The 26380-nt window shown below is 39.0% G+C and carries 27 protein-coding genes and 1 pseudogene; 8 read left to right on the top strand and 20 right to left on the bottom strand.

The genetic code is table 11. From position 1 onward, the window contains the following. Positions 1 to 11: 11 nt before the first annotated feature. The 8 genes from ACT53H_RS17120 to ACT53H_RS17085 all read right to left on the bottom strand — a co-directional run bounded on the left by ACT53H_RS17120 (position 12) and on the right by ACT53H_RS17085 (position 6170). On the bottom strand, positions 12 to 389 hold the full coding sequence (locus tag ACT53H_RS17120; protein WP_476009736.1) for a nuclear transport factor 2 family protein: 378 nt from the start codon (positions 387 to 389) through the stop codon (positions 12 to 14). Positions 390 to 415: 26 nt separating this feature from the next. Beyond that, entirely contained in the window at positions 416 to 796 is a 381-nt protein-coding gene (locus ACT53H_RS17115) for a ribonuclease E inhibitor RraB (protein WP_004795383.1), read from the bottom strand. A 128-nt stretch (positions 797 to 924) separates the two neighbouring features. Then, entirely contained in the window at positions 925 to 1590 is a 666-nt protein-coding gene (locus tag ACT53H_RS17110; RefSeq protein ID WP_476009735.1) for an RluA family pseudouridine synthase, read from the bottom strand. 111 nt (positions 1591 to 1701) lie between these two features. Beyond that, positions 1702 to 2403 (bottom strand): DUF1003 domain-containing protein, encoded by a 702-nt coding sequence (locus ACT53H_RS17105; RefSeq protein ID WP_004795386.1) that lies wholly within the window; start codon positions 2401 to 2403, stop codon positions 1702 to 1704. A gap of 80 nt (positions 2404 to 2483) precedes the next feature. After that, on the bottom strand, positions 2484 to 2987 hold the full coding sequence (locus ACT53H_RS17100; protein WP_353155438.1) for a DUF2867 domain-containing protein: 504 nt from the start codon (positions 2985 to 2987) through the stop codon (positions 2484 to 2486). Between the two features lie 487 nt (positions 2988 to 3474). Further along, positions 3475 to 4674, bottom strand: a complete 1200-nt coding sequence (locus tag ACT53H_RS17095; protein ID WP_476009734.1) for an MFS transporter — start codon at positions 4672 to 4674, stop codon at positions 3475 to 3477. Between the two features lie 196 nt (positions 4675 to 4870). Then, positions 4871 to 5455, bottom strand: a complete 585-nt coding sequence (locus tag ACT53H_RS17090; protein ID WP_476009733.1) for a TetR/AcrR family transcriptional regulator — start codon at positions 5453 to 5455, stop codon at positions 4871 to 4873. Between the two features lie 127 nt (positions 5456 to 5582). After that, the gene (locus ACT53H_RS17085; protein ID WP_144735333.1) at positions 5583 to 6170 is read right to left on the bottom strand and encodes a TetR family transcriptional regulator; all 588 of its coding nucleotides are present in this window, start codon (positions 6168 to 6170) and stop codon (positions 5583 to 5585) included. Positions 6171 to 6250: 80 nt separating this feature from the next. On the opposite strand from ACT53H_RS17085, the gene ACT53H_RS17080 reads away from it, so the two are divergent. From ACT53H_RS17080 to ACT53H_RS17060, 5 genes are all read left to right on the top strand, one after another. Next, the gene (locus ACT53H_RS17080; RefSeq protein ID WP_476009732.1) at positions 6251 to 6952 is read left to right on the top strand and encodes an SDR family NAD(P)-dependent oxidoreductase; all 702 of its coding nucleotides are present in this window, start codon (positions 6251 to 6253) and stop codon (positions 6950 to 6952) included. Between the two features lie 91 nt (positions 6953 to 7043). Beyond that, complete coding sequence (locus ACT53H_RS17075; RefSeq protein ID WP_144735329.1) at positions 7044 to 7661, top strand: FMN-dependent NADH-azoreductase; 618 nt, start codon at positions 7044 to 7046, stop codon at positions 7659 to 7661. A gap of 83 nt (positions 7662 to 7744) precedes the next feature. Next, complete coding sequence (locus ACT53H_RS17070; protein WP_144735327.1) at positions 7745 to 8422, top strand: AAA family ATPase; 678 nt, start codon at positions 7745 to 7747, stop codon at positions 8420 to 8422. 54 nt (positions 8423 to 8476) lie between these two features. Then, positions 8477 to 9370, top strand: coding sequence for an AvrD family protein (locus tag ACT53H_RS17065; protein WP_144735325.1), 894 nt, complete (start codon positions 8477 to 8479; stop codon positions 9368 to 9370). A gap of 5 nt (positions 9371 to 9375) precedes the next feature. Continuing rightward, complete coding sequence (locus tag ACT53H_RS17060) at positions 9376 to 10443, top strand: zinc-binding alcohol dehydrogenase family protein (protein ID WP_353155446.1); 1068 nt, start codon at positions 9376 to 9378, stop codon at positions 10441 to 10443. A gap of 61 nt (positions 10444 to 10504) precedes the next feature. Here ACT53H_RS17060 and ACT53H_RS17055 read toward each other — a convergent pair whose 3' ends face one another. Genes ACT53H_RS17055 through ACT53H_RS17045 form a run of 3 tightly spaced genes read right to left on the bottom strand, consistent with a single transcriptional unit; the run spans position 10505 to position 14486 of the window. Next, entirely contained in the window at positions 10505 to 10966 is a 462-nt protein-coding gene (locus tag ACT53H_RS17055) for a hypothetical protein (protein WP_322904996.1), read from the bottom strand. A gap of 6 nt (positions 10967 to 10972) precedes the next feature. Continuing rightward, positions 10973 to 11710 (bottom strand): hypothetical protein, encoded by a 738-nt coding sequence (locus tag ACT53H_RS17050; RefSeq protein ID WP_144735318.1) that lies wholly within the window; start codon positions 11708 to 11710, stop codon positions 10973 to 10975. Beyond that, positions 11700 to 14486 carry a type VI secretion system Vgr family protein gene (locus ACT53H_RS17045; RefSeq protein ID WP_476009731.1) on the bottom strand — a complete coding sequence of 929 codons (2787 nt, stop codon included), beginning with the start codon at positions 14484 to 14486 and terminating at the stop codon, positions 11700 to 11702. Before ACT53H_RS17045 ends, ACT53H_RS17050 begins: the two co-directional genes overlap by 11 nt. Positions 14487 to 14747: 261 nt before the next feature. Here ACT53H_RS17045 and ACT53H_RS17040 point away from each other — a divergent pair, with 261 nt between their 5' ends. The 3 genes from ACT53H_RS17040 (at position 14748) to ACT53H_RS17030 (ending at position 16956) form a co-directional block, all read left to right on the top strand. Further along, complete coding sequence (locus tag ACT53H_RS17040; RefSeq protein ID WP_476009730.1) at positions 14748 to 15440, top strand: tetratricopeptide repeat protein; 693 nt, start codon at positions 14748 to 14750, stop codon at positions 15438 to 15440. A 668-nt stretch (positions 15441 to 16108) separates the two neighbouring features. After that, positions 16109 to 16393, top strand: coding sequence for a hypothetical protein (locus ACT53H_RS17035; protein WP_312822090.1), 285 nt, complete (start codon positions 16109 to 16111; stop codon positions 16391 to 16393). A 221-nt stretch (positions 16394 to 16614) separates the two neighbouring features. Beyond that, on the top strand, positions 16615 to 16956 hold the full coding sequence (locus tag ACT53H_RS17030; protein WP_476009729.1) for a hypothetical protein: 342 nt from the start codon (positions 16615 to 16617) through the stop codon (positions 16954 to 16956). Between the two features lie 736 nt (positions 16957 to 17692). Here the strand turns inward: ACT53H_RS17030 and ACT53H_RS17025 are convergent. The 9 genes and pseudogenes from ACT53H_RS17025 to ACT53H_RS16985 all read right to left on the bottom strand — a co-directional run bounded on the left by ACT53H_RS17025 (position 17693) and on the right by ACT53H_RS16985 (position 26357). Continuing rightward, positions 17693 to 18269, bottom strand: a pseudogene (locus ACT53H_RS17025) (DUF4126 domain-containing protein). 122 nt (positions 18270 to 18391) lie between these two features. After that, positions 18392 to 18526 carry a zinc ribbon-containing protein gene (locus ACT53H_RS17020; protein WP_004640417.1) on the bottom strand — a complete coding sequence of 45 codons (135 nt, stop codon included), beginning with the start codon at positions 18524 to 18526 and terminating at the stop codon, positions 18392 to 18394. 399 nt (positions 18527 to 18925) lie between these two features. After that, on the bottom strand, positions 18926 to 19357 hold the full coding sequence (locus tag ACT53H_RS17015) for a hypothetical protein (protein ID WP_192455714.1): 432 nt from the start codon (positions 19355 to 19357) through the stop codon (positions 18926 to 18928). Between the two features lie 24 nt (positions 19358 to 19381). Beyond that, on the bottom strand, positions 19382 to 19822 hold the full coding sequence (locus ACT53H_RS17010; protein WP_476009728.1) for a CC0125/CC1285 family lipoprotein: 441 nt from the start codon (positions 19820 to 19822) through the stop codon (positions 19382 to 19384). 190 nt (positions 19823 to 20012) lie between these two features. Then, the gene (locus ACT53H_RS17005) at positions 20013 to 20528 is read right to left on the bottom strand and encodes a hypothetical protein (protein WP_476009727.1); all 516 of its coding nucleotides are present in this window, start codon (positions 20526 to 20528) and stop codon (positions 20013 to 20015) included. A 218-nt stretch (positions 20529 to 20746) separates the two neighbouring features. Further along, entirely contained in the window at positions 20747 to 23353 is a 2607-nt protein-coding gene (gene acnD, locus ACT53H_RS17000; protein WP_174759146.1) for a Fe/S-dependent 2-methylisocitrate dehydratase AcnD, read from the bottom strand. Continuing rightward, the gene (gene prpC / locus ACT53H_RS16995) at positions 23353 to 24510 is read right to left on the bottom strand and encodes a bifunctional 2-methylcitrate synthase/citrate synthase (protein ID WP_476009726.1); all 1158 of its coding nucleotides are present in this window, start codon (positions 24508 to 24510) and stop codon (positions 23353 to 23355) included. The genes acnD and prpC overlap by 1 nt, the downstream gene beginning before the upstream one ends. A 259-nt stretch (positions 24511 to 24769) precedes the next feature. Next, the gene (gene prpB, locus ACT53H_RS16990) at positions 24770 to 25654 is read right to left on the bottom strand and encodes a methylisocitrate lyase (RefSeq protein WP_003655707.1); all 885 of its coding nucleotides are present in this window, start codon (positions 25652 to 25654) and stop codon (positions 24770 to 24772) included. Further along, positions 25647 to 26357: a GntR family transcriptional regulator gene (locus tag ACT53H_RS16985; RefSeq protein WP_016139645.1), complete on the bottom strand. Its 711-nt coding sequence runs from the start codon at positions 26355 to 26357 to the stop codon at positions 25647 to 25649. Before ACT53H_RS16985 ends, prpB begins: the two co-directional genes overlap by 8 nt. Positions 26358 to 26380: the final 23 nt, after the last annotated feature.

Below are 26380 nucleotides of genomic sequence, written 5' to 3'. Positions count from 1 at the left end.
GGGCTTTTTTATTAGAACATGCCATTTTCATTGACGAGCGGGTCAGGCTGTACTTGGCCAATATCCCAAAACTCAGCAATTTTTCCATTTTCAAAACGACAAATATGGACCACAGCCAACGTGGTTAACCCATTCATTTGCATTTCAAGTTTAGAATGCACAGCAACCAAATCGCCCTCTTCAATGACATGTTGAACGTCAAAGACTTTGTTTGGCGTTTCAGCTGCGCTTTTACGCATCCCTTCCTTCAAAGAAGTTGCATCACCCGCATAATAAGGGTTGTGATGCTTGAAGTTCGGTGCGGTGTAATTGCTATAGGCTTCATCGACTTCGCCAGCTGCAGCAAGCTCTAAAAACCGTACTGCAATTTGTTTTTGAGATAAGTTCATGATTATCTCCTACTCTTTTTTAGACCTTACTGTAACAGGTCATCTTCGTCGTCGCCTTCCTCGAAGACATAGGCCATACAGCCCCATCCATCATATTCGCCTTGAAATTTTTCAGCGATGCTAGCAAACCATTGTTCCAAATCAACAATATCTGAATACTCAGGTTCCATGTTGACAAAGATGGTAATCACCCACTCGTTTGGCTCAACAGAGTCATCTTGGAAAAGTGAAACTTTTTGTTCTTGATAAAGTAAATACAGCGCACATTGCTCTGCATTTTTTTGATCTTGAAAAGCAATAGAAAATTCAATTTCATGCAGCTCGGTTAAATCATCCCCATCTTCAGCCATTTGCCAAAGTACATTGCCGTTATCGTCATCTGGAAATTGTTCGTAGTCACGAGTCATAAAGTGATCCTTGTTGTTGTCGCGGTATTAATATTATTCGACATCAAGAATACCCGACTTTTATTGCAATTTGGGTATATATTGCGTTCCCAATTGCACCAAATGGAATTTTTAATTGTATATAAATTTTAAAAAGGCACTTGCGATTCAATGACCACATCTGTGCCTTTCAATGGATGCTGAAAAGCCAAATATGCAGCATGTAAAGCCATTCTGTTTAAATGAAAACGTTTCGGTTCAGGGTGATATAACTTATCGCCCATAATAGGATGGCCAATATGCATCATGTGCACACGTAGCTGATGCGAACGTCCTGTTACTGGTTCAAGTAAAACTCGACTTTGATCTGTTTTTTCATCATAAACCAAAGGTTGAAATAAGGTTTTGGCATGTTTGCCTAGTTCAAAATGTACAATTTGTCTTGGGCGATTTTCCCAGTCGGTAATGAGTGGAACTTCTACACTACCCTCTTCTTCGACTTGGCCTTGCACCAAAGCAATATAATGTTTTTTGACTGTTCTGGCCTGAAACATTTTACTTACCGCAACTTCTGCATCACGATGCTTGGCAAACATAAGTAAGCCCGATGTCGCCATATCTAAACGATGAGTGACCTTAGCCAAAGGGAACTTTTCTAACACCCGCAAATAAGCACTGTCATGATGCTCAGGTAAACGACCCATCACCGACAACAAGCCCGCAGGTTTATCAACCACAATTAAATCGTCATCTTCAAATAGAATTGAAAGTGGATCTTGCGGTGGAGCGTAAACAAAGTTGTCGTTTAAAGGCATGGTCGTAGAAACAGCAATGGAGCATGGCGGCAGATCATAAAGAAATTTCTGACCTACCGCAAAATAATCTATAACGCTCTACTTATGTTCCACGTGAAACTCAGAAAATCTTTATCGTTTTTTATTCATTTCTGCTAAAAGATCGAGCTGAATTTCTTGAATGTGTGCAAGCCTTTCCCATTGATGCGATAAAAGATGGTCCATTTTTTCATGTAAATGGCGAATTTCAAGCTCAGCTTTTAAATTAATTTGATAATCATGTTGGGAACGTAAGCGATCTTTGGCTTCTTGGCGATTTTGACTCATCATAATAATAGGTGCCTGAATTGCAGCTAAACATGACAGAACCAGATTCAGCAAAATAAAAGGATAAGGGTCGACTGGACGTACAACCATCACAACCGTATTTAAAATAATCCACGCGACCAGAAATAGCCCGAAACAAATTAAAAACGCCCAACTTCCCCCAAAAGTAGCTATTTTATCTGCTAGTTTTTCTCCAAGCGTCCATTTTTGATCAAAATCGGTTTCTGTATTTCGACTGATCAGCTCATGCCGTTGCATACTGCCAATCACTTCATTTTCTAAATTAGATAATTCGCCTTTCTCCGAGCGTAATAGCGACTGAACATATTTAATTCGATAATCTGCCAGATCGGCTCGACAAATAAAGCTTGAGTACGTCCAGTCTGGATGATCTTTTAAAATTTCATCACTGATTACATTCCGAATGACTTCACCAGACACAAGATCTTTTAAGGGAAAACTTTTTCCACAAACGGCGCATTGGCGACAATGGTTTTTATTTTCCATATTATTGAACTCGTTATTATGATAATAAGATTAGTATATAAACGATTTTTGCTGATCGCATCGTAAATAAAAATAGTACTCTAACCTAATATCTGTAAAGTCGCTGGCACTATTTTTCGATGAGCAGGAATTACAGGTACCATGTACAATCGCCCAAGCAGATTTTTAATATGTACCACTGTAGTCACTGTAAGCACTTGAGTATCTTCATTTTTATAAATAGATAAAGTCACATTTAAATGTTTATCATCATCTCCAATGACTAACTCATTTTCGGTACTTTGTCGTAAGGTGAAAATTCCAATTCGGTCACCTGCGACATACTCATTTTCTTTTTTATTCGAATCAATCTGCTTAAAACTTCCTAAATCTTTAAGTCCAATCTTTGAAGTAATTTTATTGCGTAGATTCATACTCCACTCTATCCACTGCGGAGTATGCTGGAACAGTTTAATAAGCTGCTCAAATACATTCAGGTCGGGCTGACCCAGCACAATACTCCACGAGTCGTGGAAGTAAGCATTGTTCAATTGAGATGAGATTTGGCTGTCATGCGGCAAGGTAGAAAGATAAGGCTTATTCATGAATTATATTCTTGTAAAGTATCGTTTTTATTATAGAGAATTTTTTAGGGTGTCAAGGGAAACCATCTATGGTTTACTTCAACAATTATAACTTTGTAAGTTAGAACCTTTTGCCTATAAACTTTTGATCTATAGCGTCCTAAGCCGAATCGAGACCTTTTGGGTGAGTACACACTAACGTTATACGTTTTGGTGCATGCTACTCTTTTCGATCCCTATCACACCCTTGAGATATAGTTTAGCCAGCACCCTACGGGATTGTTTTTCTAAGAACAGCTAATTTTAAATATTTTTGGTAATTTTTACGCAAAAAATCAAATTAAAAAGAATATGTTTCCACTTCATAATAATTAGTCAAATTTAAATTCCAATTTATTTGTTTTTTACGGTTTATTTTACCAAATCATTAATTATTTTGAGTGACAGTACATCAGACTATAAAAAGTAAATCACCCTTCACTTTTTAACCATGAAGGGCAAAAATCTTTTATGAAGAAATAAAACCATGTTTACGGGCATGGTAAACAGTAGATAACGCGATCAGGGCAAAAACCAGCATAAACCATGGAAAATAGGCTGCCCCAAAACTTTCAAGCAATCCACCACCAACCATTCCACCAAAAGCTATAGCAAGGTTAAATACCGTGACCAACATAGACTGCGCCACATCTGCTTCGTGACCCGCAGTATTTGCCAATGCTGTTTGCAATAGTGTTGGAGCACCACCAAAAGTTACTCCCCATAACACTACACCCACCAGTACGACAAAACTTGAAGAACTATAAACACCTAAGAGCGCTGTTACGATAGCAAAGATAAATAAGCTTAAAAGCGTTATTTTTCTTAATGAACGGTCGATAAACATCCCTGTCATGAGAATGCCTACAATTGAAGAAATGCCGAATATAAAAAGGATGGTCTCAACGTTGTATGGCTGCCCTGTTGAGGCCAAAAATGGTGAAATATAAGTATAAAGAATGCTATGAGCCAATATCCAAAGGAAGACAACTGCTAAAATAGCTCTGATGCCCGGCATTAAAAGAACTTTTAAAATGGGCAATCTTTTTTGTGCTGACTGTCCTGCAAAATCGGGAATACTAAAACGAATCCAGACAAATAAAATCAATGCCAGTAAAGACATAATCCAAAATACGCCACGCCACTCAAACAATGTTCCCAACCACGCACCCAAAGGAACGCCAATTGATAAAGCAATAGGCTGCCCAACCCCAGCGATTGCTAAAGCTCGTCCTTGATACGATGTAGACACCATGCGTCTTACATAACCTGCTAAAAGCCCCCAAATAACACCCGCTGCCATCCCTGCAATAAAACGAGCAATCAAAGTCAGAATATAGTCATTTGATAAGGCAGTAATCGCGTTAAATAAAAGTAACCCTGCAATAGCACTGAGTAATAAAGGTCTCCGATTCCAACTACGGGTGAGGCTAATAAGCGGTATTGCCGCTAAAACAGAACCTAAGGCATACACTGCTATAAGCTGCCCTGCATAAGCCTCCGAAATATGTAAGCCTTGACTGATTTGGGGCAAAAGTCCTGCTGGCATGGTTTCTGTCATGATGGTCAGAAAGCCTGCAACTGTAAAAGCCAACAGTTTCCAAATTGGTAATTGAGTAGAGAATTCATCAGTTAACTGATGAGATGTTTCATTACTCTTAATATTCATAAAGCTTTACTCTCAAATTCTTTTCAGGGTACTTGCTCTGCTCTATATCGCTATAAGCTTGTTTTATCAGGTTAGGATGAGAAGACATTTGTTCTCAATGTGAACTAAAATCATCATTTTGGAATGACCATTCCAATTTAAGTTAAATAAAAACCTTAACTATTCAGCTCAACAATAGTTAAGGTTTAAATGAGTTTTATAAAACGTTTAAAGCAACCTCGACCACATCCATTAAACATTGCTTTCTTTGTTCAAGCGGGCTGCCTTTTCCCAAAACACGTAATCCTTGAATAGTATTTACAAAAAAACTCGCTAACGCGCGTGGATTTTGGGTAGAAGAAATTTCACCAGACTGTTGAGCTTTAATTAACAAACTCTCTAAAGCATGTTGTATTTTCTGTAGGTTACTTACAACAAATTGAGCGACATCTTCGTCATGGCCAGCCAGCTCTAAACACGCATTTGCGACAAGACATCCTTTGTGTTCTGAATCATTCAGCTCATCTTCAACTACATTTATCAGTAATTGCCGAATAAGGGCTTTCGGTGAACCTGAACCAGACAACAGCTTCACATTGTTAAGTGTGGTTAAAATCTCATAACGCTGTAACGCTTTTTGATAAAGACCCTGTTTGTTTTGAAAGGTACTGTAAAGGCTACTTCTAGATAGCCCCGTACCATCAACTAAGTCTTGAACTGAAGTTGCAGCATAACCACGACGCCAAAAAACCTGCATTGCAGCATCAGCAATTTCATCAGTTTCAAATTCTTTGGTTCGCATAAAATACACTTATCAGGAACGATCATTCCAATTAATTTATGACAGACAGATAGAGAAGTCAAATTAAAAAATTAATCTAGGTGATTTATTTAGAATGTTTTGATTAAGATCATTATTACTTATAAAACTACTTCACTAGCAACCGTTTAGCTGATTCAATAATAATCGCTCTACGTTTTTCATGATTATCAACATCTTCTAAAGGGGTTAACATTCTTGCTACCTGAGGCAGCATAAACCAACTATTCGCAAGAGCTAAAATCAGGAAGGCCATATAGCTCGCTTCAATTTCATCGGTTACCCTGCCTTCCTCTTGCTCTTTTTTAATTGCTTGAATTTTATAATTATAGTTTTCACGACGGCTACTTTCATTTGGTACTTCTTGTGAAGAATAAATCAAACCTTCCCAAAGTAATAAGCGGCTAAGTTCAGGATGAGCACGATGATAGTCATAAGCACGACCTGCGTACTCAGCAATATCTTCTTCTTCAAAAGATTTAAGCGGTACAGCTTTTGCAACTTTAATTAACTCATTACTTAAAACAACAGCAAAAAGATCTTTTTTAGGACCAAAATAATTGTAGACACGCTCTTTATTAACACCTGCAATCTTTGCAATTTTATCAATAGTCGTGCCATCAGGACCTTGCCGAGCAAATTCACCAACTGCCGCATCCAGAATCTTTTGTTTCGTCCCTTCAGTATCCCAAGACATAATTTTTCCTCTTGCATATATTATAAAAAAATATTATAAGGTGTATCCAACCAATTAGTTGGATTTTTTGGAACTTCATAATGCGCAACAATATTATAATTTTTGGTTATGGAACAGGAATTTCTAGAGCTCTTGCATACCGCTTTGGTAGAGAGGGTTACTCAGTTGGTTTAGTTGCACGAAATGCAGAAAAACTTAAGCATGCTATTTTAGAACTCAATGCACATAATATTGAAGCTTATGCATTTTCAAATGATCTAAGTGATATTGAAAATATCCCTGAACTCATCAAAAAAATTAAAAATCAATTTGGAGAGATTAAAAATATTCACTGGAATGCTTTCCATGAAATTGAAGGGAATTTATTAGAAGCTAATCCACTCGATCTGACTAAAAGTTTTCACATTCGGGTTTCAAGCTATATTGCAACCATACAAGCTTGTTTAAATGATCTAAAAAGAAATCAAGGAAGTATCTTGTCAACAAATGGAATATTTGCGCTCGATTTAGTCGGTGTAGACTTAGTTGCCAAAGAATACTCATCTTTGGCAATTGCTGCCGCAGCCCAATATAAAACAACTAATTTGCTTGCTCATAGTCTCGCTGACTCAAATGTTTACGTGAGCCAAGTAATTGTGAATGGCTTTGTAGATGGAACACCAGGATCCGAAGATAAAGCTTATACAGTACATCCAGAAACGATTGCAGAGCAGTTTTGGTCCTTACAACAACATAAAAAAGAAACCTCTGTATTGTGCGGTAAAACGATTAAAGTCGCTTAAATTTTAGAATTCATTATCAACAACCCATTTAATAAATAAAATATTTATTAAATAACAATATTTTAACAACATCTCTAATATAGAGGAAATTATGAAAGTACTTCATATCAACTCATCAACTCGTGGTGAGAATAGCCAATCACTACTTATTGCTGAACAAGTAATTGCTAAGCTTAAAGCTAAGCATAGTGATTTAGTTATCGATGAGTTCAATCTTTTTGAAGATGATCTACCTGCGTTCGATAAAAATGCTGTTGGTGCAAAAATGGCATTATTTACTGGACAAGATTCAAACTCTAAAGAAAAAGAAGCATGGACGAAAATCAAAGAGGTTTATGACCGCTTTGCATCTGCCGATATCTATGTATTTAACGTTCCTCTTTGGAACAACAACATTCCTTACATCCTAAAACAGCTTATCGACGTTGTAACTCAACCTGGTTGGTCTTTTGGTTTTGACCCATCTACAGGTTACACAGGTTTGTTAAATGGTAAAAAAGCATATTTAGTAGTTGCGAGCGGTGTTTATTACGAAGGTATTTCTAATAACTTTGGCTCTGACTTTGCAACGCCTTACCTTAATGACTGGTTAAAGTTTATTGGCGTAAACGATATTGAAAATATCCGCATTTCACCAACTGTACTTAATACAGATTATGAAAAAACAAAGAAAGAAGTGATGAGTGATCTTGAAAAATTAATCGCTTAATCATAGAAAGAGGTTTATTAATTTTTTTAATAGACCTCGCCTATTTAACTAAATAATAAATTTTGACAATAAGGTCCATAATAATGCGTATTGGCTTAACCGGCACCTATTCATCTGGTAAAACTTTAACTTCTTTAATTATTAGTGATTATTTAAATCTCCCTCGTACAGAAGCAAGAACAATGCGTGAAATCTTGCCTCATGCAGCACCTGGTAAAACACTTGAAGAAGTTAGCTCTCCCGAACTAATTCAAATGATTATTACTAGACACATGGATCGTGTGATTCATGAATACAAACATAAAGAACGCTTTATTTCTGATGGTTGCTCTTTACAAGAGTGGATTTATGGAAGTGTTCGAGTCAAATATGGCATGAACCCAAATCAATCGATCCACTTAAAACAAGGAGAAACAGTTTCTAAGACCACTGAACTTGCCTATTTCGAAAGTATCATGAGCGAGTTAGGTAAAGTATTTAAGCGCCATGTAAAAGAATCATTTGATGCATTCATTCATTTACCGAATGAACTTCCTTTAGCAAAAGATGGACATCGTCCAGTCAATGAATTATTCCGTTCAGCGTCAGATGATCTTTTAAAAGAAACATTTGATGAGTTGGGAATCAAATACCACATTGTCGGCGGTAGTTTAGAAGAACGCGCAAACACTATATCAGAAATTTTAAATATTAAACCTGTGAAAACAATTGAGGAATCAATCGCTTCGGCTAATGAAAAATACAAAACCCTAATTATGTAAATTTCATTTTAAATAAAACAGCCATTCAACATCCAAATATCATAGAGGTGTGAAGTGAACCTATCATTTTTCAAAGAAGTTGATGAATTTTTAGGTGATAAAAATACGCGTTATTTTGGCGCAGGATACATTAACAGTGCTCATGACATCTATAACTTTCAGTATGAGTCCGATGATCTTGAAACTAATAAATTCAGCTGCTTAGGCAAGGTGGTTTTGCCCCAAACATGGTCTATCAAAAACAATGGAAGCCAAAAACCCCATTTAAGTACAATCGATATTATTGAGCTTGCTTTGCTCACGTTTGATCAACTGATTCAGACGATCCACAACCGCACAATTTGTTATAAAAAGCTAATCCATAAGATGGTGATTCGTGCAGGTAAAAGCCCGATTGAATCTGACTTTGATAAGATTGCGATTAGTGGAAGCATGTCTAAAGCAGCTCTTAATAACAATGTAATGAATCTAAATATTTCAAATATGAGTATTGAGATCATTTATAAAAATGACGTAAGTAAAATGGAACCTAGTGAATTTGAGGAATATCTCAAAACTCCACTAGAAATTAACGACGTCATGATTAATGTAGATGAACTTAAAGCTTCTGCATTGGTAAATAACAAACGAATTTTAAATGAGAATGTTGAACCTTGGTCAACATCTTGCTTATTTTCAGTTGGTTTACAGCTTGGTCAAATTTTACTTTACCAGTTAGATTCAATTAGCCGGGCTGAAAGTAATACCTTGTGGATGAAAAAGACAGAAATTCACTTTCTATCTGATCGACCAAATATGGATGCTTCTCACCCTATATTTACTCGTTTAGATAATGTTCGACGCTATAAAGCGGGCGACCATGATTGGCGAAAAGCCGATATCTATTCAATTCTTGGTAATACAAAAATTATTTGTAGTGTTACTCATCAACTCCCTCATATTTCTTAATTCCTATGAATAGCAAAATAAATTATGCAGTTGCTATTTGTGAGCCATTAGAACTTGAACATCCAGATTCATTTCTGGATGTTCAAGTTCCTTACCCACAAGCACTGCCTCACGATGTTATTGTAAAAGTTCAAGCAATTTCAATTAACCCTGCCGATACGCGTGCGCGACGTAGAAAAACTAAAGATAACCAAACTACAGTTTTAGGATGGGATGTTGTTGGAACTATTACTGAAATGGGTTCACATGTTTCTGAAAAATTTAAAATTGGAGATACGGTCTATTATGCAGGTGATATTAGCCGTTCCGGAGGTAATTGTACTTATCATGCAATTGACTCAAGATTAATTGCTCATGCGCCTACCACTATTTCTATAGAAGATGCGGCAGCTCTTCCCTTAGTATCATTAACTGCATGGGAAGCATTAGCTGAAAGACTATCACTTCAGATTAGCTCTGCTCATTCAAACAACCAGCTTCAAAATACCAATAAATCAAGATCTTTATTAGTGATTGGAGGTGCTGGTGGTGTAGGCTCAATGGCAATTCAACTTGCTAAACTTGTACCACAGTTAACAGTTATCGCTACAGCTTCACGGCAAGAAACGGGTAATTGGTGTCGAAAATTAGGTGCCGATCATATTGTAGATCATACTCAAGACATTCCAACTCAATTAGCCAAATTGGGTTACTCTGAGGTCGACTATGTCTTGATCTGTAACTCACCAGATTCATATTTTAATATTCTGCCAAGTATTACTAAGCCATTTGGAAAAATTTGTAATATTGTGCCTTTTTCTCATTTGCAAGATTTCAATCTATTGATGAAAAAAAGCCTGTCATTCCATTGGGAACTTATGTTTACACACTCTAGTTTTCAAACTACAGATATGGCAAAACAATCTGAAATTTTAGATCATATTGCAAAGCTAATTGATCAAAAGATTATTATTTCACCAAGACTTACATCTCTACACCCTATCAACGCTGAAAAAATTAAGCAAGCACATCAGTTGGTTGAATCTAATAAGACAATTGGCAAAATTGTAGTGGTTAATGAAAAGCAAAGTTAAACCAACATAGAAGAAGCGTAATTAATTACGCTTCTTCTACTTTTTTAAAATTTATAATTTTTTAATTATTTTCATACTCTGAAGGATCAATTTTATATTTTTTAAATAAAATAGAGCGTACAGAGTCATTTATACTGTCATCATATTTAATGATTAAATAAATATCTTTCTTAGTTAAAGGAATAGTTTTTAAAATATCACTTAGCTCTGTGCTTCTAATAGAGCGTACTTCACTTGGTTGTTTAGATATTTCTGGATCTTGTTCTTCAAACTTAAAATCAACACCTTGCAAGTTGAAATAAACCATAACTCTTCTATTTAAAGAATCACTATCATCATATAAAACAGTCCCTGCTGGAAGGATTGTATATTCTGAATAATTATCACCATTTGAAGAAATTTTTAGAGGCCTCTCTAAAATATGTATCTTAGGCATTTCTCTAGAGCTCCACAGATAAAAATTTAAAACTAATTGAACTAAAAACAAAATTCCTAATATGATTATTACCAGATTTTTTTTCATATATCCCTACTTTTTAAGATGATATGTATTTTTAATATCTACTTTTACATCAGGAGACTTCATTAAATAATCATTTAAATTATCGGGTAAAAATAGGTATTTTGGCATTTCATATTTACTTGCTTTAAATGCTAGCTTTACTGTAGTAGATAGTACTTTCTCAGCATTTACAAACATATTGCCTGATTTCGCCATACTTGGAATTGCTTTTTTCGTTGCCTCTAAACTTTGAGTAGTGCAATTAGGGGCCAAAGCAAAATAGTCCTGAGATAAAGCATAACTTTTATAGTATTTTTCATTTCGTCTTAATGTGGCTGTTTTCAATAAATTATTATAATAATTTAATACCAACATAGCCTGACTATCAAAAATTCTATAACCATAGGCATGAGTTGTCCTAGTTTTTGAAGTTCCTACCCCTTGGCTGTTTTCATCAGCAATATAAGCGTCAAAGCTACTCCAAATCCTTAATATTCCTTCTCCGCGGGGACTATTAGCCCCCTCTAAAGTAAAAATACCAAAGCTTTCAGGTTTCGTTTTTCCATATCTACCAAAATCATAGATATAATCCTTACCTTTCAACTTAATATAAACAGCAGTATGGCCATAGGGCGACTCTTTATCTCCTTCTCCATAAGCACTCCCTACTAATAGATGTAACTCAGCTTCTGGTTTCAAAGGAACTTTCTGGGTCGGTGGATTAGCTGTATTAGTTGTAGTACTTGTTGTTGAATTATTCGCCATTTACCCTATCTTCCTGTTCGAACCAATTAACAACTAATTCATCATTTTCAGCTGATTTTATGGTTTTCGTCATTCCTTTCTCATTAGTAAAACCATAAGATTTTATTCCCGTTCTTTTATTCAAAATTGAATAAGGTATTCCTTCTAATGGTTCATTCTTAGATGAATCTATAGCTTGGAAATTACGATGCTCAGTTTTCATTCGTAAATCTGGCAACGCAGGAACATTAGCATTCGCACTTCCCCCCCCCATAAACAAATGCTGTCCAGCCTTCACCTCAAACTTACCGCCTGTGGTCATAAAAATGCCCGAACCAGTAATTTTGACTTGAGAGCCGCCTGCGGTGAGTACAATTTCTTTGGCTGCTGTCGCCTCAATTTTGTCTTCTGCTGAAATAATCTGAACAGCTTTACGGGCAATTAAATCTGCTCCATCGCCTTGTGCTTGTATCTCAACTTTACCTTTGCCTGCATAGAATCTTGCCCCTTCTTGCGCCGCAAAAAGGCTAATTTTATTTTGGGCATGCGCGATTAAATTCTTTTGGGTAGACAGATTAATGCTGTCTCCAGCATTTTGGTTTAGCTGCCCATCTGCGCTTAAATGAATATCTTCATTACTGCTTAGCGCGATGCTATTTGGGCTCGCCAACAACATAATCGCCTCTTTAAACGTTTTGGCTTTTGCGTTGTCTTGCTGCTCAAGTTTTTCAATAAACGACTTTAGGTTTTCTAAATTTTCTAACGGGTCAGTTTGCTGATTTTTGGCAACTTCACTAAGTGCCTTGGCATTGTTAAGGCCACCGTCGATTTGTTGTTTAGCCTCATTTGCATCTAGGTGTACACCTTGCGCTTGGTCCTGTTTATGGGTACTAATGAGTAAGCCACTGCCTGCTCTTACCGCTCCCCACTGGTCTGTTCTGAGTTCAAAACCTTCACCTCGGCCATCACTTTCCGCCTTATCTTTTGGATGACTTAAGTTACCCAAGTTTAGTTGGCTGGCTGCATGGCTACTTTGCAGTTGGGCACTGATTTGCCCTGTAGTGTCATCAAAACGTAGCTGGTTAAAGCCTTTGCCGTCGACTTCTTCTGAGCGGATGCCGCTGAGCTTTTTGGTGTCGGGTAGCTGGCCTTTCTGATCGAACTGGGTTGGGTGACGTTCAGCTTCGTGAATGCGTCCGACTACAAATGGGCGGTCAATATTGCCGTCAAAGAAGTCAATCACCACGATCTCACCGACACGTGGTAAGAAGCGTGCGCCATAACCCGCGCCTGCCCATGGGGTCAGCACATCAACCCAAGCCGAGTCGGTGTCATTGTCGCTACTTCCTGCTCCACCGTCATGACTATGGTCATCAGTTCGGGTAAATAGGAAACGGACTTTAATGCGTCCCCACTGGTCAACATGGATGCTTTCGCCCTCCAACCCCACCACTCTAGCGCGCTGCGGGTAAGCCGCTGGTCGGTGCTCTAGTGGGTGATACTCAGGGACAGCTTTAATGTTGCGTCGAACAACATTCAGTTCAGCAAAGTGGCGCTGCTCTGGGTTTTGGCTGTCGAGTTGCGCAGCCTTAAGCTTGTCTTTTGGCAACAGACGCTCAAGTTGCTGTTGTAATTCTTTCGGTAAATTATTTTGGTTATAGTAGTGCTTGCTTAAGATTAAGAACTCTTTATCAGCACTGTCATGTTGGTCGAGTTCAGGATGTTCATTGAGTTCAAACCAGTAACCGACCTGTGCATCACGGACATTACCTGAAACCGTAAACTGTTTAGAACTCAAGTGATGGTAAGCATTGATGTGCTGGTTCAGCTGTTCAATCTGACTATTACCAGAAGCTGTTGCTTGATCTTCACCCTTTAAGTCTTGCATCCAAGCGGGGCTAACATGCCATGCATCTTCAAGGTTTAGACTGGCATTGTCATAGTGTTCGCTGTGTTTCTGCGTGCCTTGTACGCTACCGCTGCCTTCTTCTTGTTGTAGGGCATCAGCTTGCCAGCGTTGCACATGAACAGAAGTTGGTTGTAAGCGGCGCTCTGCCTTGACTTGGGTAATGGTATCGAACTGTTCTGTGGCGCTGCTGCGTTGGTAACGTAGGCTACGGCGCTCAAGGGCTTGATAATTTTGGTTATCATCAATTAAGCGGAGTACTTGTGGCTGAATGGAAGCATTGGGGTCAGCTACAAAAAGTTGCGATTCATCGACTAGCCAGTTAATGCCTTCACTACGCCACAAACGGGTTAAAAAGTCATAGTCACTTTCATTTGACTGCATCACAAATGGACGCACATCGTAGTCTTTCGTTAAACCTGCTGTATCAAGGGTTAAACTTGAGGCAAATAACGGGCTTTTCCCCTGCCATTCTTTAAACAGAATTTCGCTAATATCGCGCACGCTTTTATTCATAAACACGCGGCTATTACGGCGTTTATGCCAGAGTGCAGTTGGGTCTTTTAAGGTGAGGTTATAAATGGTGAGTGAGCCGTCGCTTTGACCTTGGCTTGCTTCGGTAATAATGCCCGTAGTTCTAAAAAACTGACCTGTGTCAGTGACCTGATCGACGGCAACCTGACAGCCAATAAATTGTTTTAATGCAATATGTGCGTTCGTCGACAGACACAGTAACTCAGCAACGCTACCTTGGTTGAGCGTATGCTCGCCTTCAATACGTTGTAAGAAAACTTGCTGATTTAAAGACTGATTTGAGAATTGGATATGAACAGCGCGATTTTGCGAAACAAGGCCTAAACGCTCCAATATACTCGACACACTCATCTGCATTTTTATTATCAATCAAACTTATATTTAGGCCGCATTTTAATTAAAAAAAGACTAATCTGTCTATCTATACTCATTTTCAAAATGTAACTAGTCCAAATATGCGGTTTTACGTTAATTTCTTATTTAATGAAGATTTAATCCGTAAAATTTACTCATTTTAAAGTGCTATAAACCGCACAAATATATTTAATATTTTTCTTTTATATTCAAATAGATATTGAAGAAAGAAAATACACAAATTAATAGAATTCAGGATGAGACATGAAAATAAAAAACTCTGCTTTTTATATATTTATGGTGATTTTCTCGCTTCATTCCCCAGCATTTGCTGAACCAAGTGTGGCCGATATTCAATATCGTGCAGAACAAGGGCAAGCTGTTGCTCAATATCATCTGGGCATGATGCTTTTAAGCGGCGAACAAGGCGTTGTTAAAAATTATGAACAAGCGTTTAAATGGCTAACTGCGGCTGACCAAAATGGAAGCGTGGGGGCAAAATATAGTTTAGGAATGATGTATTACACAGGCACGGGTGTTGAAAAAGATGCCAAGCGCGCTTTTGATTATTTCACTAAGGCTGCGGCCAAGGGCCATGCTAAAGCGCAATATAACTTAGGGGTGTTATATGACAGAGGCGAAGGAACTGCGCAAAATTATGTGCAGGCGTTTGAGTGGTTTAGTCGTGCTGCCGAGCAAGGCTATCCACCCGCAGAATATAATTTAGCTCAGCTATATAAAAAAGGTCACGGCGTCACCCAAAGTAATGAGCAGGCCCTTAAGTGGTACACCAAAGCGGCTGAGCATGGCGAAAGTGATGCCCAGTACAACTTGGCCCAGATGTATTTAAATGGTGAAGGCATACCGAAAAGCACACAACTGGCAAAGAAATGGTTTCAGCAAGCTGCCAATGCAGGAGATGTAGATGCGAAAGAAATGCTTAAAAGTTTAGAATAAAGATAGTTACTCATAATATTTTTATTTATAAGATAATGAATTTCTATTATTAAAAAAACCGCATGCACAATTCTTTTTATTATTTATTTTTTCTAATTAAATATAAACATCAACTCTATTATTTTAAAAATACATTTAGTTTTATTATTAAATCAAAAATATTTTAAATATTAAATTGACGTAATTAAAATCACCGATTATTATCTCGTTGCTGGCCTACATTGCCAGACGGTTTTGACAGACCGTAACTCGTAGCGGATTATAGTTCTACTATAATTCGTTAGACCCTTGCGTCCCCTTTCTTTGCGGTAGGACGGGAGGGGGACGCCCCGTGCGTGCTGGTTCTACGAGTCCAGTCTGTCAACCCCCTTTCGTTCTACCACCATAAATTAATTCGCGGTAATCTGGTGGTAGGACTCCATTTTTTAAGGAGTTGGCCATGACTTTTTTCAAACTTATTTACTCTCTTATTTAACTATTTTATTTATTTAAAATCTGGGTTTTCTGCACCCTATTTTTTAAATTTATAAATTAATTTTATTTTAAAAATTTAATTATTTTATTTTCCTATATTTTCTGGAGGATTAATTATTATCTAAAAATTATTTTAAACTTTAAAATTAATTATATTTTTTCTACTCATAGATATAAATCATTATGAGAATAATATGACAATTTATAAACCTATTTTGGCTTTAAGTTTCGTTCTAGGCAACTTGAGTATTTCGGGCTGTAACTTACACACCCAACAGGATTTTGAAAAAATTTGCCTGTCGGGTGGGCACAGCAAAACCAGTTGTGACTGTATTTATCAGCGACTTGAACACGCTTATTCCCCTAAGCTCATGCAACGCCTAGAACATGTCAGTTTGCAAAGTCCTGTTCTCCCACGGGACTTTGCCCCTACTTTTTTCAGCATCATACAGCGGTGTGACAAAAATGAGATGGGTTAAGCGTTTGGCTTAGCTCCTTTATCTCTGTGCTGCAATGGTTTATTACTTTAAATCAGCGCAAAAGATTAAAGTCTGTTGTGGCGCAGAGGCCTAAAGAAGAATATTTTTAAGAAATTTGAACTCTTATAGTTTAGATATTTCTATACTCAACTCATTTTTAACGATAAGATCATGTTTAATAAGTAGTATTTTTTAACATTAATATCATAGAGCTAATAAAAATGAGTTTTTATACAGAACTACAATTTCGTTATACAGATTTTGACACGATTGACTTATCTACTGAAAAGCAAAAAATTCTAGAAATATTAACGGAGGATTCAATCCACGAAGATGTTTATGGTGCTTTAGTAGATGCCTTTTCTGATGGTCAGGCATCCCTTAATGTCGATCCCGTTTATTGCTTACAACTCATAGAAAAAATTACCCCTCTATTTCCAAATGCAAATTTTGAATGTCGAGGGTTAGGAGAAGAATATTTCTATACGTGGATTCTTTGTGTTGAAAATGGGCAGATCATTTTTAGCAGCAAGCCTTGGGAAACTGAAAATCCTTTTATATAAAGATAACCATACTTTTGTTTTGTACGTTTTAGCCTACAAACTTTTAGGGATTTTGCGGATTGGCTGCACCCCGCTTTTTTCCTATCATGAGTTCATACAGGAACAGGATGTTCCGGAACACAAAACAACAATAATAGGTTCATGCATCAGGACGTGAGATACGACAGGAGTCATATCTAGCAACCAAATACGAAAAAGCCCAACAGGATGTTGGGCTTTTTTTATATCTGAATATTTATGAGTTTTTCTTTAAGTCTTCAATATAAGTGGTTGTGCTGCCATCCCAATAACAATGTATACAACATCCCTCTTTAAAAACATGCTCACAATTTGCATATCCATAAATTATAGAAGCGCATTCAGGACACAACGAAGCCATGCTAGATTTACTTTTTAAATACTGGCTTCCGCATTCATCACATTTTTCACAACCATTCAGCATGAATATATCCCGATTTAAAACAACGCTATGAGAACATAATAATAAATTAAAAGACGATCTTGTACGCTTTAACCTACAAACTTTTAGGGATTTTGCGGATTGGCGACACTCTACTTTTTTCCTATGATGAGTTCATACAGGAACAGGATGTTCCGGAACATAAAACAACAATAATAGGTTCATGCATCAGGACGTGAGATACGACAGGAGTCATATCTAGTACCCAAATACGAAAAAGCCCAACAGGACGTTGGGCTTTTTTTATGCTCATTAAAAAATGATGTTTACGTTAGCCTATAGCGGACTATGTGCCTGTTCTTGTTTTTTTATGACGTATCCAACGTACTGCCAAAATAACAGCAATAACCACCACAATCGCAACCAGCGCAGGAACTAACAAAGCTGAAACCGAAAGTAAGATTGCTCCAATCCACTCCCCTGTAGCAACAACAAAATTCCCTAAGCCGCCTGTGGTTGCAGTTGAAACACCGCGTGCAGCGACTGTACTCATTTGCACCACACCTGCCGTACCACCGCCCACAATAATGGCTGCCGCCCAACCTGCAAACTGTGACATTTCACCACTACTCACAGCCATGGTCGTTAACGTACCCGCAATCATGGCTGCAGGAGTCGCAACCGTGTCTAAAGCATTATCGACCCACGGAATATAGTAAGCCGCAACTTCACAGACTGTTGCCACAGCTAAAGCCAAGCAAACAGATGGCATAGCTAACCACTCAAAGCCTTTTGATGGCTCAAACCATCCCATCATTGTTGCAATGCTCATCACCAACAACGGTACAAACACGCGAAAACCGCAGGCAGCGCTCAGCCCCACGCCAATACATAAACCTAATATAGTTTCCATAACGGTTTCCTTTTTCATGCCCATCGCGGGTCTTGTTATGTAAGTCTTATTTTAAACTAACAAAAAGCCCCATCGGGTGACAGGGCTTTTTGTTAAATGCGAACGCAAATATTATTTTATTCTTAACGTTTAAACTCAGTGCAATAGCATTTAGTGCATGGTGGTAAACGATCTGTATTAATTTCTAAAAACACTCTCTGGCCACATTGAGCGCAGAAATAGAAGCCTGTTCCGGGTTTTTCGCCAGCTGTTACCATGATTGCATTCCTATAATCGTATAGATATTAAACAGGAATATAACCCAGTTAGAGTGATTGTCAATTGTCCATTTCGCCCGATGATGATGGCATAAATGCAAAAAATGTTATTTGTACGATTTATCTTACAAACTTTTAGGGGTTTAGCGGATTGGCGACACCCTGCTTTTTTCCTATGATGAGTTCATACAGGAACAGGATGTTCCGGAACACAAAACAACAATAATAGGTTCATGCACTAGGATCGTGAGATACGACAGGAGTTATATCTAGCAACCAAATATGAAAAAGCCCAACAGGATGTTGGGCTTTTTTTATATTCAATTTAATTCAAATAAAAATACTAAAAGACTATGGCATATCCTAGCCTACGTTTACTTATCTAGTTCCATATTAAAACTAACGTCTAAAACAATCGGCCTGTCCTAGGGATGGTTCTAATTCAACTGAACTGTCCGTACTATCATTTTCTTTGACTAGTTCCAAAAGACATCTATTACCAATAAGGTTCATATCAGTAATATAAGTCTCCCCGTCCTTTGGTGTAAAACCGAGACGAGGATAACAACTAAATGTTGTTTGATATCCGCTATATTGTACTGACTTCAATAATGCTACACGTTTTCCAGCAGGTATTAATGCTTTACCAGTTTCATGGTCTATTTTCAAAGAATAAAGTTTACCATCTCGACACATATTAACCTGCCCATCATTCATCAGAATCTTGACGGCTGCTGTTTTTTCTTCAGGAGAAAAAACATATCGTGGGGTACAACCTACCAACTGAATAAACAATCCTATAAATAATATACTAGGAAAAATATTTTTCATTTTTAGTTCAACTCGTCAAAATACTTAATTATCACTTGTGGATTTCGAAATAGATTTTCCACGCATTTCATTGATTAGTAATAAAATATCATCTGTACGTGTAGCATTAGGTTGTTCTTGATCGAGTAAACGCACATAAGCAAAAGCTGCTGGTTTGTTATCGACACTACCTAAATTAGGAAGTAGTGTTGTTCTATCCAGTGCAGCATCGGTTAAAGTCGCATACATCAAAAACCATGGCTTTCCTTGATCTCGAGCATATTCCGCCGCCCGAAAAAGAGCATACTTCTGCGCAATATCTGGACTAGTAAATCCATTGCCATAAAAAATTACCTTTTGAAGCTTAGGAGTAGCTCTTGTAGCCATAGCTCCACCAGTCAAACCAATTTTTCCTGTTCCATATGTAGTGGCACAACCTGAAATAGAGAAGCAAATCGCCAAAAAAGAACATAAACGTAACGACATAATTTTCCTTATGATTTAATTTAAAATAATATCCAAACAACCAAATTTATTAATGTCCATTTATGCTCATCGTATGATTTTCAAAATGGAATACTAAATTTTATGTAGTACTAAAATATTGTGCTCAGATAAATAATTTATTCACTTACAAGAAAAACCCCATCCTCAAGATAGGGCTTTTTTTATATTCTTATTTTTCTGCTAAGTAGCTTCTTACACGTGCATCATTGAGTAAAGTCATTACCCCTTCTGCAATACATCCATTTAAATCTTGTACTAACACACCACTCGTATGAGGAACTGTAAATGGAATAGTTTGTCCATTTCCTAAAGTCGCTTCGAATTTAATCTTACTGCGCCAGAAAAGCAGATTGGTGTAGGTACTACGTAATGAATTTACTTTAATCGCAATCGATTTCGATCCATTACCCTCAACAGGTTGACCATTTTTCAATAGTTCCTTTTGAGTCTGTTGTACCATCGTTTCTGTAATAGCCTTAATGCTAGAGTCCAGTTTTGTGCCCATATAAGAATATACAATCACTCGTTCATCTGAAGTTTGAGCATTGGTCACATCTGCCTTGCCAATGACCTTCACGGGTTGAATTAAACCTGCACGCAGAGGGTACTCTGTACTTACATAAGGCATCGTCCCACAAGCAGTTAATATAAGAGAGCAAATTGAAATAATGAATAAGTTACGCATTGATATTTTCCAAGAAATCTATTGTGATTTATATTTAAGTGTAAGAGCCGCGTATCTTAATGTAAGTTAAAGAGAATTTGATGACAAAAATAAAATAATTTTAAAAAATATAATATATGCAGTCATTTTTTATAATTAATTATCTACGTATAAACAAATAAAAAACCCCACTCTAAAGCGGGGCTTTTAAAACCGTATCAATTATTTTTAACTCAATATTAAGCCACTTGGCCTTCTAAAAAGTCTTGTGCAAAACGCTGTAATACACCGCCCGCTTCATATACAGAAACTTCTTCTTCTGTATCTAAACGGCAAGTCACAGGCACTTCAAGAATCTCTTCTTTACCATCCGCTGTGGCACGCTCAATCACTAAAGTTAAAGTCGAACGCGGCGCAATATTACCAATCACGCTATAAAGCTCTGTACCATCTAGCTTCAAAGTCTTGCGGTTTACACCCGTTTTAAACTCAAGCGGTAACACACCCATACCCACCAAGTTAGTACGGTGAATACGCTCAAAACCTTCTGCCACAATCGCTTCTACACCTGCAAGGCGTACACCTTTTGCAGCCCAGTCACGGCTTGAACCCTGACCGTAGTCAGCACCCGCGATAATAATTAACGGCTGTTTACGGTTCATGTAGGTTTCAATCGCTTCCCACATACGCATGACTTCGCCTTCTGGCTCTACACGCGCTTTTGAACCTTGCTTAATGGTACCGTCTGAACGAACCACCATTTCGTTATAGAGTTTCGGGTTGGCAAATGTTGCACGTTGTGCAGTCAAATGGTCACCACGGTGCGTTGCGTATGAGTTGAAGTCTTCTTCTGGTACACCCATTTTGTGAAGATATTCACCCGCAGCCGAGTCCATCAAAATCGCATTTGAAGGCGACAAGTGGTCGGTGGTGATGTTGTCACCCAAAATTGCAAGAGGACGCATGTTCGCTAAAGTACGTGGTGCAGCCAACGCCCCTTCCCAATATGGTGGACGGCGGATGTAAGTACTTTGTGGACGCCAGTCATAAAGCGGACTTTCTGCCTCTACGGTTACGCCCAAGTCAAACATTGGAATGTAGACTTTACGGAACTGTTCAGGCTTCACAGCTTCTTTAACTAAGGCATCAATTTCAGCGTCAGATGGCCAGATGTCTTTCAGGTAAATCGGGTTACCTTCTTTGTCATGACCTAAAGCATCTTTTTCGATATCAAAACGAATCGTACCCGCAATTGCATACGCCACAACAAGTGGTGGAGATGCCAAGAACGCTTGTTTTGCATATGGATGGATACGACCATCAAAGTTACGGTTACCAGAGAGTACAGCTGTTGCGTACAAGTCACGGTCAATAATTTCTTGTTGAATGACTGGATCTAACGCGCCTGACATACCATTACAGGTCGTACAAGCGTAAGCCACAATACCAAAACCAAGTTGCTCTAAGTCTTTTAGAACGCCCGCTTCTTCAAGGTAAAGTGCAGCCGCTTTTGAACCCGGTGCAAATGATGATTTCACCCAAGGTTTACGAACCAAACCAAGTTCATTTGCCTTACGTGCCAACAAACCTGCCGCCACAGTGTTACGTGGGTTAGAAGTGTTAGTACATGAAGTAATAGCAGCAATAATAATTGCGCCATCAGGCATTAAGCCGTCAGAACGGTTTTCAACAACACCCGCAATACCTTTTTCTTTTAGGTCGGCAGTTGAAACACGTGCATGTGGGTTTGATGGACCAGCAATATTACGTGTTACTTTTGACAGGTCAAAACGTAGTACACGTGGGTACTCTGCTTTGGTCATGTCAGATGCCCAAAGGCCGATTTCTTTTGCGTACTGTTCAACCAATGCCACTTGAGTATCTTCACGGCCTGTGAGGCGTAAGTAGTCAATCGTGTTTTGGTCGATGTAGAACATCGCAGCAGTAGCGCCATACTCTGGTGTCATGTTCGAAATGGTTGCACGGTCGCCTACAGACATGCTGTCAGCACCTTCACCAAAGAACTCAAGATAAGCACCGACTACACGCTCTTTACGCAAGAACTCAGTTAAAGCAAGTACGATATCTGTTGCAGTAATGCCTGCCTGACGCTGCCCTACAAACTCAACACCAATAATGTCTGGCAGACGCATCCAAGATGCACGGCCCAACATCACGTTTTCAGCTTCTAAGCCACCGACACCCACAGAAATTACGCCCAAAGCGTCTGTATGTGGCGTGTGTGAGTCTGTACCTACGCATGTGTCTGGGAATGCTACGCCATCACGCGCCTGAATCACCGGAGACATTTTCTCTAGATTAATCTGGTGCATAATGCCGTTCCCCGCAGGGATTACATCGACATTTTTAAATGCAGTTTTGGTCCACTCAATAAAGTGGAAACGGTCTTCGTTACGACGGTCTTCAACAGCACGGTTTTTTGCAAAAGCGTCTGGGTCAGCACCACCGTATTCCACTGCTAAAGAGTGGTCGACAATGAGTTGTGTTGGTACAACTGGGTTGACTTTAGATGGGTCGCCGCCTTTGTCAGCAATCGCATCACGCAAACCTGCAAGGTCAACCAATGCAGTTTGACCCAAAATATCATGACACACCACGCGTGCAGGATACCAAGGAAAGTCCAAGTCCTGACGGCCTTCAATCAACTGCGTTAAATATGCAGTTAAGTTCTCGGCATCGGCACGACGTACCAATTGCTCTGCGAGTACTTTAGAGGTGTAAGGCAGTTTTTCGTATGCGCCTGGCTGAATATCTTCAACAGCTTGACGCACGTCGTAATATTCAAGCTGGGTACCTGCCAGCGGTTTACGGTATTTTGTGTTCATTAACCACGCTCCGCCAATGGTTTAAATTCGAGGTTTTCAGGGCCTGTGTAGTTCGCGCTTGGACGGATGATTTTGCCGTCTTGACGTTGTTCAATCACGTGCGCTGACCAACCTGCTGTACGTGCAATCACGAACAATGGTGTAAACATTGCAGTTGGAACACCCATTAAGTGATAGCTCACTGCACTGAACCAATCGAGGTTCGGGAACATGTTTTTCACTTCTTTCATCACTGCTTCTAAACGCTCAGCGATGAGGTACATTTTGGTGTTCTCTTGTGCTTGTGCTAAGTCGTGCGCCACTTTCTTGATCACTTCGTTACGTGGGTCAGAAACTGTATAGACAGGGTGACCAAAACCAATCACGACTTCTTTATTTTCAACACGTTTACGAATGTCAGCTTCTGCTTCGTCTGCATTGTCGTAACGTTGTTGAATCACGAATGCAACTTCGTTTGCACCACCATGTTTAGGTCCACGAAGCGCACCAATACCACCTGTAATTGCCGAGTACATGTCAGAACCTGTACCTGCAACCACGCGTGACGTAAATGTAGATGCGTTGAACTCGTGCTCAGCATACAAAATCAGAGAGGTATGCATTGCTTGAATCCATTCTTCAGATGGTTTTTCGCCATGAAGTAAATGTAAGAAATGCGCTGCAATTGAGTCGTCATCTGTTTCAGTTTCAATACGGCGACCGTTGTTGCTGAAGTGGTACCAATAAAGCAGCATTGAGCCTAGGCTTGCCATTAATTTATCAGCAATGTCTTTTGCGCCAGCTTCGTTGTGGTCTTCGTGTTCTGGTGTTAAACAACCTAGCACTGAAACACCTGTACGCATCACGTCCATTGGGTGTGCAGATGGAGGAAGTTGTTCAAGTGCAGTTTTAAGTGCTGCTGGTAAGCCACGAAGTGCTTTTAATTTTGCTTTATAGGCTTTGAGTTCAGCTTTATTTGGTAATTTGCCATGTACGAGCAAGTGAGCAACTTCTTCAAACTGGCTACCTGCTGCAAGATCAAGAATGTCATAGCCACGATAGTGTAAGTCATTACCGCTACGTCCTACGGTACAAAGTGCTGTGTTGCCTGCAACTTGTCCGCTAAGTGCAACTGATTTTTTTGGTTTGAAGCCTATTGTTGTTTCATTTGAGCTCATAGAATCATCCTTTATATCAACCAGAATTTGTTGTTTGTTCAATTTCTACTTAGATAAAAACGCGACAGCGTCTTGCCGAGTTCTCATCCAATTTTTGGATTAACCTGCCGTTCGCCTTACTTTTCACGGATGAAAAGTAAGCAAAAATCCTTGTTGGTCTGACGATATATCCCTATATCGCAGTCCAACGTAGCGGCATCCATGCCGCCCTCACGATAGCCAAGACCATCGTTTCCCCTTCTTTTAAAAGAGGGTTGGTTTATTTCTTTTTAGCAAATGCATTGTCTAAGTAGTCTTCAAACGCATAGTAATTAATGCGTTCATATAACTCTTTACGCGTTTGCATAATATCAACCACGTTCTTTTGCGTACCTTCTTTACGTAAGGTTTCATACACAGTTTCGGCTGCCTTGTTCATAGCACGGAAAGCAGAAAGCGGATAAAGCGCAAGGCTTACATCGGCAGATGCTAACTCTTCAGTGGTAAACAATGGTGTAGAACCGAACTCGGTGATGTTTGCCAAAATTGGTGCGCCAGTTGTCTGAGCAAATTGCTTGTACATATCAAGCTCAGTAATTGCTTCAGGGAACAACATGTCTGCACCCGCCTCGATGTAGGCACCCGCACGGTCAATTGCAGCTTGCAACCCGTCAACAGCCAAGGCATCAGTACGTGCCATAATCACGAAGCTGTCATCACCACGCGCATCGACCGCTGCTTTAATACGGTCAACCATTTCTTCTTGAGTCACAATGGCTTTGTTCGGACGGTGACCACAACGTTTTGCGCCCACTTGGTCTTCAATGTGCATTGCCGCGGCACCAAACTTGATAAGTGCTTTTGTAGTCCGTGCAATGTTAAATGCAGAAGCACCAAAACCTGTGTCGGCATCAACCAATAATGGAAGATCACATACATCGGTAATACGGCGTACGTCTGTCAACACATCATCAAGGTTACTGATTCCCAAATCAGGTAAGCCTAAAGAACCAGCGGCTACACCACCACCTGATAAGTAAATCGCTTTATAACCTGCACGTTTTGCCAAAAGTGCATGATTGGCGTTAATGGTTCCAACCACTTGTAATGGCTTTTCTTGGGCTACTGCATCGCGAAATAGCTGACCTGCGGATTGTTTAGCCATTGTTATGTTCTCCTTGTGCTTGTAGCAGTGTTTGCTCAATAATTTTGTAAGAAGCATTGATATGTCGATGCATCAGCAGCTCGGCAAGTTCACCATCGCCTTCTGCAATTGCATCTAAAATACGGATGTGTTCGTCCCAAGCTTTGCTCGGTCGATCGGGTGTGTTTGAAAACTGAATTCGGTACATGCGAATAAGGTGATAAAGCTCATCACATAGCATTTTTTCTAGGGTTTTATTGCCACTACTTTTGATAATGCAGTAGTGAAAATCGTCCTGTCCTTCTTGCAAGTAATATCCTTTACCTGCTTTAAAGTTTTCATCTTCGGCATGCATACGCAATACATCACGTAGTGCCAAGATTTGCTTTTTATCAATATGCTGCGCAGCAAGATTACAAGCCAAACCTTCTAAAGAAGCTCGAATTTGATAAAGCTCTTTGAACTGTTGCAGTGAGAGCGAAACCACACGCGCACCCACATGCGCAGTGCGCTCAACCAAACGCTGACCTTCAAGGCGATGAATTGCTTCACGCAAAGGCCCACGACTAATGCCATAAGTGCGCGCCAGTTCAGGCTCAGAAATTTTGCTACCTGCCGGAATTTGACCCAAAACAATCGCCGTCTGTATTTGTTTAAATACATTCTCGGTCAGTGTTCTTCCCTGACTCTGTAATGGCTCTGGTGCGAAGGTCAAATCTTGCATATTGTCGACAATTTTTAATCAAT

It is taken from the genome of Acinetobacter sp. DMC2, assembly GCF_056314305.1.
The sequence above is the reverse complement of the archived record's forward strand: the minus strand, read 5'-3'. Positions and strand labels throughout refer to the sequence as shown.

Bases quoted from the DNA above. Each gene is read 5' to 3' on its own strand.
- ACT53H_RS17120 (WP_476009736.1), bottom strand. From the start codon at position 389: ATGAACTTATCTCAAAAACAAATTGCAGTACGGTTTTTAGAGCTTGCT.
- ACT53H_RS17115 (WP_004795383.1), bottom strand. From the start codon at position 796: ATGACTCGTGACTACGAACAATTTCCAGATGACGATAACGGCAATGTA.
- ACT53H_RS17110 (WP_476009735.1), bottom strand. From the start codon at position 1,590: ATGCCTTTAAACGACAACTTTGTTTACGCTCCACCGCAAGATCCACTT.
- ACT53H_RS17105 (WP_004795386.1), bottom strand. From the start codon at position 2,403: ATGGAAAATAAAAACCATTGTCGCCAATGCGCCGTTTGTGGAAAAAGT.
- ACT53H_RS17100 (WP_353155438.1), bottom strand. From the start codon at position 2,987: ATGAATAAGCCTTATCTTTCTACCTTGCCGCATGACAGCCAAATCTCA.
- ACT53H_RS17095 (WP_476009734.1), bottom strand. From the start codon at position 4,674: ATGAATATTAAGAGTAATGAAACATCTCATCAGTTAACTGATGAATTC.
- ACT53H_RS17090 (WP_476009733.1), bottom strand. From the start codon at position 5,455: ATGCGAACCAAAGAATTTGAAACTGATGAAATTGCTGATGCTGCAATG.
- ACT53H_RS17085 (WP_144735333.1), bottom strand. From the start codon at position 6,170: ATGTCTTGGGATACTGAAGGGACGAAACAAAAGATTCTGGATGCGGCA.
- ACT53H_RS17080 (WP_476009732.1), top strand. From the start codon at position 6,251: ATGCGCAACAATATTATAATTTTTGGTTATGGAACAGGAATTTCTAGA.
- ACT53H_RS17075 (WP_144735329.1), top strand. From the start codon at position 7,044: ATGAAAGTACTTCATATCAACTCATCAACTCGTGGTGAGAATAGCCAA.
- ACT53H_RS17070 (WP_144735327.1), top strand. From the start codon at position 7,745: ATGCGTATTGGCTTAACCGGCACCTATTCATCTGGTAAAACTTTAACT.
- ACT53H_RS17060 (WP_353155446.1), top strand. From the start codon at position 9,376: ATGAATAGCAAAATAAATTATGCAGTTGCTATTTGTGAGCCATTAGAA.
- ACT53H_RS17055 (WP_322904996.1), bottom strand. From the start codon at position 10,966: ATGAAAAAAAATCTGGTAATAATCATATTAGGAATTTTGTTTTTAGTT.
- ACT53H_RS17050 (WP_144735318.1), bottom strand. From the start codon at position 11,710: ATGGCGAATAATTCAACAACAAGTACTACAACTAATACAGCTAATCCA.
- ACT53H_RS17045 (WP_476009731.1), bottom strand. From the start codon at position 14,486: ATGCAGATGAGTGTGTCGAGTATATTGGAGCGTTTAGGCCTTGTTTCG.
- ACT53H_RS17040 (WP_476009730.1), top strand. From the start codon at position 14,748: ATGAAAATAAAAAACTCTGCTTTTTATATATTTATGGTGATTTTCTCG.
- ACT53H_RS17035 (WP_312822090.1), top strand. From the start codon at position 16,109: ATGACAATTTATAAACCTATTTTGGCTTTAAGTTTCGTTCTAGGCAAC.
- ACT53H_RS17030 (WP_476009729.1), top strand. From the start codon at position 16,615: ATGAGTTTTTATACAGAACTACAATTTCGTTATACAGATTTTGACACG.
- ACT53H_RS17020 (WP_004640417.1), bottom strand. From the start codon at position 18,526: ATGGTAACAGCTGGCGAAAAACCCGGAACAGGCTTCTATTTCTGCGCT.
- ACT53H_RS17015 (WP_192455714.1), bottom strand. From the start codon at position 19,357: ATGAAAAATATTTTTCCTAGTATATTATTTATAGGATTGTTTATTCAG.
- ACT53H_RS17010 (WP_476009728.1), bottom strand. From the start codon at position 19,822: ATGTCGTTACGTTTATGTTCTTTTTTGGCGATTTGCTTCTCTATTTCA.
- ACT53H_RS17005 (WP_476009727.1), bottom strand. From the start codon at position 20,528: ATGCGTAACTTATTCATTATTTCAATTTGCTCTCTTATATTAACTGCT.
- acnD (WP_174759146.1), bottom strand. From the start codon at position 23,353: ATGAACACAAAATACCGTAAACCGCTGGCAGGTACCCAGCTTGAATAT.
- prpC (WP_476009726.1), bottom strand. From the start codon at position 24,510: ATGAGCTCAAATGAAACAACAATAGGCTTCAAACCAAAAAAATCAGTT.
- prpB (WP_003655707.1), bottom strand. From the start codon at position 25,654: ATGGCTAAACAATCCGCAGGTCAGCTATTTCGCGATGCAGTAGCCCAA.
- ACT53H_RS16985 (WP_016139645.1), bottom strand. From the start codon at position 26,357: ATGCAAGATTTGACCTTCGCACCAGAGCCATTACAGAGTCAGGGAAGA.